The sequence below is a fragment of the Nocardioides sp. Z35_8 genome (assembly GCF_059621125.1).
Window position 1 is genome coordinate 13,496 of record NZ_JCAQIE010000004.1, and the last position, 11,528, is coordinate 25,023.

At 73.7% G+C, this 11,528-nt stretch carries 13 protein-coding genes and 1 pseudogene; 10 read left to right on the forward strand and 4 right to left on the reverse strand.

Annotation, left to right across the window (positions count from 1 at the left end):
- Positions 1–31: 31 nt before the first annotated feature.
- Positions 32–628 carry a hypothetical protein gene (locus AC54T2_RS16475; protein ID WP_496666720.1) on the reverse strand — a complete coding sequence of 199 codons (597 nt, stop codon included), beginning with the start codon at positions 626–628 and terminating at the stop codon, positions 32–34.
- A gap of 283 nt (positions 629–911) precedes the next feature.
- On the opposite strand from AC54T2_RS16475, the gene AC54T2_RS16480 reads away from it, so the two are divergent.
- Together AC54T2_RS16480 and AC54T2_RS16485 are read left to right on the forward strand one after the other, a co-directional pair.
- Entirely contained in the window at positions 912–1,814 is a 903-nt protein-coding gene (locus tag AC54T2_RS16480) for a nitroreductase family protein (protein ID WP_496666721.1), read from the forward strand.
- A 168-nt stretch (positions 1,815–1,982) separates the two neighbouring features.
- Positions 1,983–2,576 (forward strand): hypothetical protein, encoded by a 594-nt coding sequence (locus AC54T2_RS16485; protein ID WP_496666722.1) that lies wholly within the window; start codon positions 1,983–1,985, stop codon positions 2,574–2,576.
- A 98-nt stretch (positions 2,577–2,674) separates the two neighbouring features.
- On the opposite strand, the gene AC54T2_RS16490 is transcribed toward AC54T2_RS16485, so the two are convergent.
- Positions 2,675–3,127 carry a VanZ family protein gene (locus AC54T2_RS16490; protein ID WP_496666723.1) on the reverse strand — a complete coding sequence of 151 codons (453 nt, stop codon included), beginning with the start codon at positions 3,125–3,127 and terminating at the stop codon, positions 2,675–2,677.
- A 76-nt stretch (positions 3,128–3,203) separates the two neighbouring features.
- Between AC54T2_RS16490 and AC54T2_RS16495 the strand changes: the two genes are divergently transcribed.
- A complete protein-coding gene (locus AC54T2_RS16495; RefSeq protein WP_186342516.1) occupies positions 3,204–4,892 on the forward strand; it encodes a bifunctional 3'-5' exonuclease/DNA polymerase in 1,689 nt (562 codons plus the stop codon).
- 4 nt (positions 4,893–4,896) lie between these two features.
- Positions 4,897–5,058, forward strand: coding sequence for a hypothetical protein (locus tag AC54T2_RS16500; RefSeq protein ID WP_489976830.1), 162 nt, complete (start codon positions 4,897–4,899; stop codon positions 5,056–5,058).
- 13 nt (positions 5,059–5,071) lie between these two features.
- Here the strand turns inward: AC54T2_RS16500 and AC54T2_RS16505 are convergent, their stop codons facing one another.
- A complete protein-coding gene (locus tag AC54T2_RS16505; protein WP_496666724.1) occupies positions 5,072–5,308 on the reverse strand; it encodes a hypothetical protein in 237 nt (78 codons plus the stop codon).
- Between the two features lie 157 nt (positions 5,309–5,465).
- On the opposite strand from AC54T2_RS16505, the pseudogene AC54T2_RS16510 reads away from it, so the two are divergent.
- From AC54T2_RS16510 to AC54T2_RS16520, 3 genes and pseudogenes are all read left to right on the forward strand, one after another.
- Positions 5,466–7,229: pseudogene (locus AC54T2_RS16510) on the forward strand (BCCT family transporter).
- A 16-nt stretch (positions 7,230–7,245) separates the two neighbouring features.
- Positions 7,246–7,827, forward strand: a complete 582-nt coding sequence (locus AC54T2_RS16515; protein ID WP_489976828.1) for a LysR substrate-binding domain-containing protein — start codon at positions 7,246–7,248, stop codon at positions 7,825–7,827.
- 82 nt (positions 7,828–7,909) lie between these two features.
- The gene (locus AC54T2_RS16520; protein WP_496666725.1) at positions 7,910–8,977 is read left to right on the forward strand and encodes an NAD-dependent epimerase/dehydratase family protein; all 1,068 of its coding nucleotides are present in this window, start codon (positions 7,910–7,912) and stop codon (positions 8,975–8,977) included.
- A gap of 30 nt (positions 8,978–9,007) precedes the next feature.
- On the opposite strand, the gene AC54T2_RS16525 is transcribed toward AC54T2_RS16520, so the two are convergent.
- Entirely contained in the window at positions 9,008–9,382 is a 375-nt protein-coding gene (locus tag AC54T2_RS16525) for a Rieske (2Fe-2S) protein (RefSeq protein WP_186342522.1), read from the reverse strand.
- Between the two features lie 139 nt (positions 9,383–9,521).
- On the opposite strand from AC54T2_RS16525, the gene AC54T2_RS16530 reads away from it, so the two are divergent.
- The 3 genes from AC54T2_RS16530 (at position 9,522) to AC54T2_RS16540 (ending at position 10,983) form a co-directional block, all read left to right on the forward strand.
- On the forward strand, positions 9,522–10,142 hold the full coding sequence (locus AC54T2_RS16530) for a maltokinase N-terminal cap-like domain-containing protein (RefSeq protein WP_186342523.1): 621 nt from the start codon (positions 9,522–9,524) through the stop codon (positions 10,140–10,142).
- 80 nt (positions 10,143–10,222) lie between these two features.
- Entirely contained in the window at positions 10,223–10,411 is a 189-nt protein-coding gene (locus tag AC54T2_RS16535) for a hypothetical protein (protein WP_496666726.1), read from the forward strand.
- Between the two features lie 95 nt (positions 10,412–10,506).
- Positions 10,507–10,983, forward strand: coding sequence for a VOC family protein (locus AC54T2_RS16540; protein ID WP_186342524.1), 477 nt, complete (start codon positions 10,507–10,509; stop codon positions 10,981–10,983).
- Positions 10,984–11,528: the final 545 nt, after the last annotated feature.

An 11,528-nucleotide genomic window follows, 5' to 3' on the forward strand; every position in this document is an offset into this window, starting at 1 on the left:
GTGGGGCCTGCGGGGCGGCTCGACGAGCCGGTCACCACCCCCGACGCCACGCCCGCTCGCCGCCCCAGAGCCGGTCGCCGGGGCGCTCGGGCACCGCCACCGCGATCCACTCCTCGAAGCGCTCCTGGTCGCGTCGCTGGAGCTCGTCGAGCAGCCGTCGCCGCTCCTCGACCAGGACCATCCGCCGGGGCACCGAGGTGCGCCTGTGCACCACTTCGTCCGTGGTCCAGTCCCACCAGCGGATCAGGTCGCGCGTGGCGAGGAGCTCGACCGGACCGCTGCAGCTGCGCAGGGAGCGGGCCAACAACCGCGAGCGCACCGTCCGGACGAAGGCCGGGGAGCTCCCCACCAGCAGGGCTCCGACCAGCAGCCCGACGCCGCCCCAGGCGGCGACGAGGGCATCGCTCGTCGTCGCTCCCACCCCGAGCCAGACCGCGCCCCTCCTCGCCCACGCCCACCGGTCGTGCCGGTCCTCGGCGAAGACCAGCCCCAGGAGCGCGCCGAACACCGCCATCGCGGGACCGAGCACCGCCAGGCGCACCCACCCGCCGGTCGGGACGTCGTACGACACGCTCGACACGACGACGACCGTGGTCACCACCGCCCACACCCAGCGGTACACCCTCATCCCGTCCACCTCCGGCTCGCGGCACGGGCCGCCGCCGGGCGGGCCCTGCCGCTCCCCACGGTGCCCGCAGCGCCGCCCGGCTCCCAGAGGCAGCCGGCCGGTGCCGACCAGCCGGTGGGCGGCTCGGGCACGGGGCCGACGTCATGGGGCGCGGCGGGCCGGCTCGCGCGCTGCCCGGCCCGCCCCGGACGGCCCCCGAGGGACCGGGTAGAAGGGCACTGCCCGCCTCGGGTGGGCGACGGCACGCTGGTCTGCGAGGAACGTCTCGAGGGAAGGCTGAGCGATGTCGCAGACACTCGTCGTGCCGGTGCCGGCGCTGCGCCGGATCATCGCGGGTGCCGCCAGCGCCCCGAGCGTGCGCAACACGAAGCCGTGGCGCTGGCGCGCGTCGGCCGACGTGCTGGAGCTGTTCGCCGACCGCAGCCGGCGCCTGCCGTCGACGGACCCGGACGGCCGCGACATGGTCATCAGCTGCGGTGCCGCGCTGCACCACGCCCAGGCGATGGCCGCTGCGCTCGGCTGGAGCGCGACCGTGACCCGACGCCCGGACCCCGAGCGCCCCGACCTGCTCGCCCGGCTGGACCTCGCGTCGGGCACCCCTGCTCCCGGGGGCGACGCCGTGCTCGCGGCCGTCGAGCAGGAGGGCGCCGACCCGCGGCCCCCCGCCTCCCGACCGGTGCCACGGGAGCATCTCGAGCACCTCGCGGCGGCGGCGACGACCTGGGGCACCATCGGTCGGGCACTCACCGACCGCGACGAGCGCTCGAGGGTCGACCGGCTCATCTCCCGCGCGGCGACGCTCCAGGGCCAGGACCGCGCCGCCGTCTCGGAGCAGGAGGCGTGGATCGCCCGGGCCACGCCGGAGGGCTTCGCACCCCCCGGACCGGTGGACGGCCTCGTCATGCTCCTCGACCGTGACGACACGCCGGAGAGCTGGCTGCGGGCCGGTGAGGGCCTGAGCACGATGTGGCTGGCCGCAGCCGAGGAGGGGATGTCGATCGTCCCGCTCTCGCAGGTGATCGAGGTGGCGCAGACCCGCGAGGCGCTCCGGGCCGAGGTCCTCGACGGGCTCGGCCACCCGCTGCTGCTGGTGGGCGTCGGCTGGCAGCCGACGGGCCGCACGGACCTCCAGCAGTCGCCCCTGCGCGTACGACGCCCCGACCGCGACCTGGCGCGCGGACGCTGACCGACGCCCCACGCCGGGCGGGCCACACGCTCACGCCGCGCCGAGGCCCGCGCCGGGACCTTGGTCCCACCCGATCATGGACGTCCTCCTCTCCACGCGACCCCACCGGTCGGCCACAGTGGAAGTACCGGAAGACATCCGGAATCGTGAACCGAGGAGGAGATGACGATGAGCGTCATCCACCGCCAGCACCACATCAGCACCGAGGGCGTCACCACCTCCGCGACCGAGGAGGTCACCCGTCCGGGCCTCGCCCGCGCCCTCGCCGTCCTGCGGATCGCCTTCGGAGTGACCTTCCTGTGGGCCTTCCTCGACAAGACCTTCGCCCTGGGCTTCCACACCGGCTACGACCAGGCGGGCAACCTCGACCGCTTCGGCCCCGCCGCCTGGATCAACGGCGGCAGCCCCACCGAGGGGTTCCTGTCCTTCGGCGTCCCGGCCGACAACCCCTTCCACGGGTTCTTCACCTCCCTGGCCGGACACGCCTGGGTCGACTGGCTCTTCATGGCCGGCCTGCTCGGCATCGGCCTGACCCTGCTGCTCGGGGTCGGGATGCGGATCGGCACCGCTGCGGGCGCCCTGATGTACGCCTTCATGTACCTCGCCGCGTTCCCGCTGGAGAACAACCCCATCGTCGACGACCACCTCATCGGCGTCATCGTGATGGTCGTCCTCGCCCTCGGCGCGGCCGGCACCACCTGGGGCCTGGGCCGCTGGTGGAGCAACACCGCACTGGTCCGCAGGTTCCCCATCCTCCGCTGACACCCACCCACACCCACACACCCGGACCCGGCGCCCACGGCGCCGGGTCCTCTCGCGTGCGAACGGCCACGCGGGCAGCGCCGGCGCCGCCCCTCTCGTCAGGTGCCGCGTGCCGCACGGCGGCGCCGCAGGGTGCTGGGCAGGGTGAGCACGAGAGCGAGCACGATGCCGAGGAACATGCCGATCGTGTTGGCGGCGACGTCGCGCGGGTCGGACACCCGCCCCGGGATCTCGCGCTGGACGCTCTCGATCATCGAGGTCAGCACGATGCCGGCGGCCAGGGCCACGAGCCACAGCCGAGAGCCGACGAGCAGCAGCAGGAACATCCCCAGCGGGACGAAGAGCCCGATGTTGGCGAGGAACTCGAACCGCTCCACGCTGAGCCGGCTGGTGATCGGGTCGAGGTCGGGGTAGCGCTCGAGCCGGGCCAGGATGCGACCGGCCAGGCCCGCGTAGTCGGGCTGCTCAGCACCGGGCGTCAGCGTGACCAGCCCGACGAACCCCAGGTAGAGCAGTGTCATCAGGCCGAGGAAGGGATGTCGGTGCAGCACCCGACCCATCATCCGGGTCGTACCTGAGCGGGGCACCGCCGCGTCCGGCGTCGGTGGCATCGGGGAGGCTGTCCCCATGACGCGCGTCCGCCTCTCCCTCCTGCCGGGTGAGCGGGTGCTGGTCGCCGACGGCAGTGCCTCCCGCGAACTGCCGCTCGGCGCGCTTCCGGCCCACGTGCGCGAGCGGGAGGACGGGCCCGACGCCCCGCGGTGGGTGTGGGACGACACCGCCCGCTGGTATCCCGGGCTGCTGGCGGCAGGCGTGCGGGTGACGAGGTGCCACGACCTCCGGCTCTGTCGTCGCGTGCTCTCCCGGGCACCCGCCGTCGACCGGTCCTTCCTGCGCGGCGACCAGGCCGACCTGTGGGACCTGCTGCGGCCGTGGTCCGCGGAGCGGGTGGGCGACCCCGTCCTGTTCGGCGCCGACGACGCGGCCGAGCACCTGCGCGCCGACCTCGAGGACGACCGCCAGCTCGCCGCGATCGCTGCCTCGCCGGAGCAGCCGAGGCTCGCGCTCCTCGTCGCGGCGGAGTCGGCCGGCGCGCTCGCGGCCGCCGAGATGACGCACGCGGGGGTCCCGTGGCGGGTCGACGTCCACGAGGCCCTGCTCACCGAGCGGCTCGGCCCACGCCCGGTGCGCGGAGCGCGCCCCCGCCTGCTCGAGGAGTGCGCCGACGACCTGCGCCGCCTGCTCGACGCCCCCGCCCTCAACCCCGACTCCCACCCCGACCTGCTCGCCTCGCTGCGCCGCGCCGGCATCGACGTCGGCGACATCCGCGCCTCGACCCTGCGGGCGGTCGACCACCCGGTCGTCGAGCCGCTGCTGCGCTACAAGTCGCTCGCCCACCTCTTCCAGACCAACGGCTGGGCGTGGCTCGACGACTGGGTGCGCGACGGTCGCTTCCGTCCCGTCTACCAGCCGGCCGGCTCGGCCACCGGGCGGTGGTCGTCCAACGGCGGGGGCGCGCTGTCGATCCCCGCGCAGGTGCGCTCGGCCGTCGTCGCCGACGACGGCTGGACCTTCGTGGTCGCCGACGTCGCGCAGCTCGAGCCGAGGGTGCTCGCCGGGATGAGTGGCGACCGTGGGCTGGCCGCGGCGGCGCGGGGTGCCGACCTCTACCAGGGGATGGTCGACGCCGGCGCGGTCGCGAGCCGTCAGGACGCCAAGCTCGGCCTGCTCGGGGCGATGTACGGGGCCACCAGTGGCGAGAGCGGACGGATGGTCGCGGGGCTGACCCGCCGCTACCCGCAGGCGTTCGGCCTGGTCGAGGAGGCCGCACGGGCGGGCGAGCGCGGCCAGGTGGTGCGCACGCTGCTCGGGCGTGGCAGCCCGTCGCTGGGCGGGACGTGGGAGGAGTCGCCCGACGCGACGCCGCCCGACCTCGACGCGCTCGACCGGCAGCGTCGCGCCTTCGGCAGGTTCACCCGCAACTTCGTGGTGCAGGGCACGGGCGCGGAGTGGGCGCTGTGCTGGGTCGCCGACCTGCGCAACCGGCTCTGGCGACTCGGCGACGGCGCGCTCACCGACCGGCCCCACCTCGTGTTCTTCCTCCACGACGAGGTGGTCGTGCACACTCCCGCCGCCCTGGCCGACGCGGTCGGCCGGGAGGCCAGGGCGGCGGCGGAGGACGCGGGCCGGCTGCTGTTCCGCGACCTCGCGGTGGACTTCCCGCTCACCGTGACCGTCACGCGCTCCTACGCAGAGGCGGGCAAGCCCGGAGCCACGGCGGTGGGTGGCCCACCGGAGGGCCCGGCCCTATCGTGAGCGCATGAGCGAGCACGACGACATCGCCGGAGCGGACATCGACGACATGTTCGACACCGACGCCGGCCCGCAGCCGGTGTGCCGGGTCTGCGGCGCGCTGGTGGCCGCCACCGACGTCTACCGCCGCGCGCACTGGGACTGGCACGAGGCGTCCAACGGCGCCTGAGGTGGCGCCGGTCTCACGCCCCCTGGCCGAGCGGCTCGATCTCACCACGCTCGACGAGGTCCTCGAGGGCCGTGCGGCACCCGGACTCCCACCCGCCGGCGCCGTCGTCGAAGGAGACGACGGCCTCACCCGCGCACGCGGGGTCGCCCCGGTCCCCTGACTGCTCGCTCCGGTGGTAGGAGCACCGTCCCTCGGCCGCCGGTCCACCGGCCGCGTGCAGGGACGGGTCGAACGTCCGCGACTGCCTCATGCCGCTCCCCTTCCTCTGGCTGTCCGCCCGTCCCACCACGGTGCCACGGCCGCTGCCGCGGGGTCCTCACCCCTGTGGTCCTGGTCTCATTCCGCGCGACTGGCGCGCCATTTCGGGTGGACGGGCGGGCCCGCGGGTTGCGTGCCGGCGCCGCCGTTTGATCTGGTCGGCGGATGGCCACCGGATTCGAGCATCCACGCGCGACCTGCCCACGCCCGACCCCGTCGACGAGCCGCACCCCGCCCTCGACGCGGCGATCGAGCCCACCGCGCCGCGTGAGCGCGGCCTGGACAGGCTCGTCTTCGGCGTCACCGCCGTCGTCAGCCTGGCGTTCCTGGCCTGGGGCTTCATCAGCACCGACAGCCTCGCCGACGCCTCGGGCAAGGGGCTGGCATGGACGATGGAGAACACCGGCTGGCTCTTCGTCCTGACCTCGAGCGGGTTCGTCGTCTTCGTCATCTGGCTGGCGCTCGGCAAGTTCGGCAACATCCCGCTCGGCCGCGACGACGAGCAGCCGGAGTTCCGCACGATCTCCTGGGTGGCGATGATGTTCAGCGCCGGCATGGGCATCGGGCTGATGTTCTACGGCGTCAGCGAGCCGATCACCCACTTCATCGCTCCCCCGCCCGGCACGGGTGCCGCCGGCGAGGCCGAGGCCGCGCAGAACGCCATGGCCACGACGATGTTCCACTGGACGCTGCACCCCTGGGCGATCTACGCGGTCGTGGGCCTCGCTGTGGCGTACGGCGTCTACCGCAAGGGACGCCTGCAGCTGATCAGCTCGGCGTTCGAGCCGCTCATCGGACGCCACGCCCACGGGCTCGGTGGCAAGGCGATCGACATGTTCGCGATCTTCGCGACTCTCTTCGGCTCGGCCACCTCCCTGGGCCTCGGCGCGCTGCAGATCGAGTCGGGCCTCACGATCGTCGCCGGCCTCGGCGACACCGGCAACGCGGCGCTCATCGGCATCATCACCGTCCTGACGGCCGCCTTCGTGCTCTCCGCCGTGTCCGGCGTGGCCAAGGGCATCCAGTGGTTGTCCAACATCAACATGGTCCTCGCGGTCGCGCTCGCCCTGTTCGTCTTCGTGGTCGGTCCGACCGTGTTCATCCTCAACCTGGTGCCCACCTCGATCGGCAGCTACGTCGCCGACCTCCCGATGATGGCCGCCCGCACTGCCGCCGAGGGCGCGGAGACCAGCGCGTGGCTCTCGACCTGGACGGTGTTCTACTGAGCGTGGTGGCTGTCGTGGACGCCGTTCGTCGGCATGTTCATCGCCCGCATCTCCCGCGGCCGCACCATCCGCCAGTTCGTCACCGGCGTGCTGCTGGTGCCGAGCATGATCAGCGTGGTCTGGTTCTGCATCTTCGGCGGCGCGGCGATCGACCTGCAGGAGAAGGGCACCGACATCGCGGGCGCGGGTGGCCTGGAGAACCAGCTCTTCAGCACGCTCGAGGCCTACCCCCTGGCGACGGTGTCCAGCATCGTCGTGATGGTCCTGGTCGGCATCTTCTTCGTCTCGGGCGCCGACGCCGCGTCCATCGTGATGGGCTCGCTGTCCGAGCGCGGCACGATCCACCCCAGCCGTCCGACCGTCGTCTTCTGGGGCGTCGCCACCGGTGCCGTCGCCGCGGTGATGCTGCTCGTCGGTGGCCCGGACGCCCTCAGCGGGCTGCAGACGATCACGGTGATCGCGGCGCTGCCCTTCGTGCTGATCATGATCGGCCTGGCGGTCGCGCTGGTGAAGGACCTGGGCCAGGACCCGCTGGTCGTGCGGCGCAAGTACGCCCGCGAGGCCGTGGAGGCCGCCGTCATCACCGGCGTCACCGAGCACGGCGACGACTTCGTGTTCTCCGTGGAGAAGAGCGAGGTCGAGAAGGGCGGGCCGCAGACCGGGGCCGGCGAGACCGCGAAGAGCTGACGCCTAGGCTCGGGGCATGACCGACCCGCTGCGCATCGGCTTCGTCGCCGGCTCGACCCCCGACAAGTGGGCCCGCCATTGGCGCGACCGCCGCCGCGAGCCGCTCGAGCTGGTGCCGGTGACGGAGGCCGAGCAACTCGACGGCGTCCGCGACGGCAGCCTCGACATGGCGCTCGTGCGGCTCCCCGTCGACCGCGACGGGCTGCACTGCGTGCGGCTCTACGACGAGCTGCAGGTGGCCGTCGCGTCGCGGGATCACGTCCTGGCCGCCGCCGACGAGGAGGTCACCACGGCCGACCTCGTCGACGAGCAGCTCGTCCGCCCCCACCCGAGCGGCTGGACGCCGACGGTCCGCCAGCTCGAGTGGCCGCCGATGACCGAGCAGGAGGCGATCGAGACGGTCGCGGCCGGCACGGGCATCGTGATCGTGCCGATGTCGGTCGCGCGCCTCCACCAGCGCAAGGACGTGGTGACCCGCGTCGTGGCCGACCTCGAGCCCACCACGATCGCGCTGGTCTGGCGCATCGAGCGCGACGACGACGTCACCCAGGCGTTCGTCGGGGTCACCAAGGGCCGCACCGCCAACACCTCGCGCTGAGCGCCGGCCGGTGCCCGAGGCGGTTGCGGGGTACCGGCGTCGGGAGCGGGGCCGTGGTGCCGCGCCACGACGAGGAGGCGACATGCGCATCGTGATCACCGGCGCGAGCGGCAACGTGGGCACGGCGCTGCTGCGTCGGCTGGCCGACGACGGCGGGCACGAGCTCGTCGGGCTGGTGCGGAGACCGCCGGGCGACGACGCCCCGCTGCCGGCGGCCGAGTGGGTCCGGGTCGACCTGACCGACGACGCCGACACCGGGGCACTGCGGGCCGCCTGCGAGGGGGCCGACGCGGTGGTGCACCTGGCCTGGGGGTTCCAGCCCTCGCACCGCGAGGACCACCTCCGCGAGCTCGGGGTCGGCGGCACCCGGCGGGTGATCGACGCCGTCGTGGCCACGGGCGTTCCTCACCTCGTGCACATGTCATCGGTGGGCGCCTACTCGCCGAAGCACGACGACTCCCCCGTCGACGAGACCTGGCCGACCGCCGGCGTCCCGACGTCGATGTACAGCCGGCACAAGGCCGCCGCCGAGCGGCTCCTCGACCGCCTCGAGACCGACTTCCCGGGCGTGGTCGTGACCCGGATGCGCCCCGGGATCATCGGGCAGCGCGACGCGGGCAGCGCGCTGCTGCGCTACGGCCTGCCGGCGCTGGTGCCGAGCGGCGTGCTGCGCCACGTGCCGGTGCTGCCGATCGACGAGCGCCTCGTCATCTCGATGGTGCACGCCGACGACGTCGCCGACGCGTTCGCCCGGGTGCTCGCGGCCCGGGCTCCGGGCGCGTTCAACCTCTCGGCGCCGCCGCCGGTCACCGCCCACCAGGTGGCCGACGTGCTCGGCGCCCGCCTCGTCCACGTCCCCTCCGGTGTGGTGCGCGCCGCCGTCTCGGCGAGCTGGCACGCGCGGCTCCAGCCGGTCGACCCCGGGTGGATCGACATGGGCTACGCGGTGCCGCTCCTCGACTCGACGCGCGCACGGACCGAGCTGGGCTGGAGCCCGACGACGGACGCGGTCTCGGTGCTGGCCGAGACCCTCGAGGGCATGCAGGAGGCGGGCTGGTCCCGGACGCCGGTCCTGCGCCCGCGCTCGGTGGCCGGTGGCCTGCTGCGGACGCTGCGCCGGGGGCCGGTCAGCAGCCGCCGGGAGCCCTGAGCGTTCCGACCGTGGCGCCCCGGCGTGCCTCTACCGGTCAGTCCTGCCCGGTCGGACGACGACGTCGGCGCCGGCCCGTACGGCTCGCGCGACCCGCAACCGGAGCACCTTCGCGTAGCCGCGCACGAACCGCGCGTAGCGCGGCGTGCGTCCGTGGTGGCCGAGGAAGCCGTGCGGTCCCTCGACCATCACCCCGGTCGTCACGTCGTAGCGCGACTGGTGCCACGGGCACACGAGGCATCCGTCGGCGTCGACGCGCCCCTCGGCCAGGTCGGCGAGCTGGTGCCGGCAGCGGCGTGACACCGCGAAGAGCTCGCCGTCGCGGTTGCCCACCGCCCATCTCCCGGCCCGGCGGACCTGGCCCGGGGTCAGCTGGTCGGCGGGAACGCTCGTCTCACGGCTCACCCGACCAGACTGGGCACTCGGGCGGGGCGGGTGCACCTCCAGCGGGGTGGTCACCGAGCCGGGCCACTCGTGTCGCGTCGGGGCAGGACTGAGGAACCGACCGCCCCGCCGGATCGGCCCGGGCGGCTACCGTGGCCCCATGGCGACGCTCCACGAGGCGACGATCTCACCGCGCAAGGACGAGCTCGTCGGTCCCTGGCTCCGCACCAGGTCGTGGTGGGACGGCGCCAGCGAACGCGAGCCGGTCGGCTCGTTCCGGTTGGACGATCCGGCCGGCGAGGTGGGGATGGAGTGCTTCCTGTTCGGGTCGCGATCGGCGTCGACCCTGTTCGTCCCGGTCACCTACCGTGCCGCTCCGTTGCCGGGCGCCGAGGCGAGCCTGCTGGGCACCATGGAGCACTCCGTCCTCGGCACCCGCTACCTGTACGACGCCTGCGCGGACCCGGTCTTCGTCGCGACCGTGCTCCACGCGATCCGCACGGGCGGCCGTCAGGCCGACCTCCTGCTGAGGCGGCCCGACGGCACCCAGGTCCAGCGCGAACCCACCGCAACCGCCTGGGGCGAACGCGTGTCGACCGTCCCCCAGCACGACGCTGAGCAACCGGTGTCCCCGACGGACGGGTCCGACCGCACCACCATCGCCGGCACGGGCTTCGAGCTCACCGTCATGCGTCGGGTCGGCGACGCCCCGCCAGGCCCGGCACTGATCGGCAGCTTCGAGGGCGGGGATGGTCTCCGCCTGGTCGTCGTCTCCGGCTGAGCGCCGGCACCGTGCAGCGCTGGCCGCTACGGCCGCACGTCCGGATCCGCCGGTGATCAGCCTGCGGTTCGGGCCCAGCCGTGGATCTCACCGCCAAGGCTGAGCTGGACGGCGAGCTGGTCGGCGAGCTGGTCGCGGGGAGTCTCGGGCTGGACCTGGGCCGGGCCGCCGGGATCGGGATGATCTGGGTGCACCACGATCAGCGTGGGACCTGCCCCGGCGCCAGCCTGTTGGGAGCTTTCGAGCGTGAGGCACGCTCAAGCCTGTGAACTCGGCCTCGGGGTCACCGAGACCGAGGTCCGGGAGAAGATCCAGCCGCCGCTGACCTGACGGCCGCAGACACCGACGACGCTAATGTCGCTGCGTGAGCGATGAGCCTCCCGTGCGACTTGCGCTACGAGTCGACGACGTGCCGGCCGCCACGGCGTTGTACGAGCAGCTCGGCTTCGTGCAGGTCGGGACGGTCCCGGACCCGGACGGTCGCGCCCTGATGGTGATCCTCAGGCGCGGACCCCTGCAGCTGCTCGTCGACGCACTGGACGGGATGCCGTTCCCCGACAGCGCGCGCGAGCGGCTCACCAAGACCGGCCCCCGTGGACTCGGCGTGGTCATCGGCATCGAGGTGGCAGACGTGGACGAGGCCGCCCGAATCGCCGCGGCCGCAGGGTGCGTCGTCACTTCCGGTCCCGAGTCTGCCCCGTGGGGCGAGCGATACGTGGAGCTCGAGGATCCCTACGGTTACCTGTGGAAGCTCTTCCGCGTGCTGCCTGAGCAGGGCGGCGACGGCCTGCAGGCCGCGGTCGACGCGTGGTTCGGCGTCGACGGGCCCACGCCCGGCTGACGGCGTGGGTGAGGCCGAGCGGGTGTCGTCGACGCGCAGCGTGCGCCGGTCCTCGTCGAGGGCCCACTCAGCCACCCACAGAGAGGATCATGAGTGCCGCGTTGCAGCGATCGAGTACCCGGGACGGGTATGGGCGCGCCTTGGCGGGTGAAAGCGCGTGCCCGTGAGCGCCGATGCGCTCCGGCCATGGGAGACGCTCAGATCGTGACCGGCAAGGCGGATGCGGACCTCGACCAGCGACTCAAACGACGAGCTGGACCGGTCCAACGCCGTCGCGACGCCTGATGCCGCCCCGGCCGTGGAGCTGACCGCCAAGGCAGAACCTGGACGGCGAACTGGTCGCGGGAGTCTCGGGCTGGACCTGAGGCCAGGTCGCCGAGGTCGCGATGACCTGGGTGCACGAGGACCAGCGTGGGACCGGTCTCGGCGGAAGCAGGTGGCCGTAAGGGCTGGTCTGCTCAAACGCCCCGGGGCTGGTGGCCGAGCAGCCGAGCCGCTGCCCCTCCTCTACCCGAGCAGCGCCACTAAGACAGTCTCGTCCCCGC

What these genes read in the sequence shown, in the direction of transcription:
- AC54T2_RS16475 (WP_496666720.1), bottom strand. Translation starts at nt 628, where the DNA reads ATGAGGGTGTACCGCTGGGTGTGGGCGGTGGTGACCACGGTCGTCGTC.
- AC54T2_RS16480 (WP_496666721.1), top strand. Translation starts at nt 912, where the DNA reads ATGTCGCAGACACTCGTCGTGCCGGTGCCGGCGCTGCGCCGGATCATC.
- AC54T2_RS16485 (WP_496666722.1), top strand. Translation starts at nt 1,983, where the DNA reads ATGAGCGTCATCCACCGCCAGCACCACATCAGCACCGAGGGCGTCACC.
- AC54T2_RS16495 (WP_186342516.1), top strand. Translation starts at nt 3,204, where the DNA reads ATGACGCGCGTCCGCCTCTCCCTCCTGCCGGGTGAGCGGGTGCTGGTC.
- AC54T2_RS16500 (WP_489976830.1), top strand. Translation starts at nt 4,897, where the DNA reads ATGAGCGAGCACGACGACATCGCCGGAGCGGACATCGACGACATGTTC.
- AC54T2_RS16505 (WP_496666724.1), bottom strand. Translation starts at nt 5,308, where the DNA reads ATGAGGCAGTCGCGGACGTTCGACCCGTCCCTGCACGCGGCCGGTGGA.
- AC54T2_RS16515 (WP_489976828.1), top strand. Translation starts at nt 7,246, where the DNA reads ATGACCGACCCGCTGCGCATCGGCTTCGTCGCCGGCTCGACCCCCGAC.
- AC54T2_RS16520 (WP_496666725.1), top strand. Translation starts at nt 7,910, where the DNA reads ATGCGCATCGTGATCACCGGCGCGAGCGGCAACGTGGGCACGGCGCTG.
- AC54T2_RS16530 (WP_186342523.1), top strand. Translation starts at nt 9,522, where the DNA reads ATGGCGACGCTCCACGAGGCGACGATCTCACCGCGCAAGGACGAGCTC.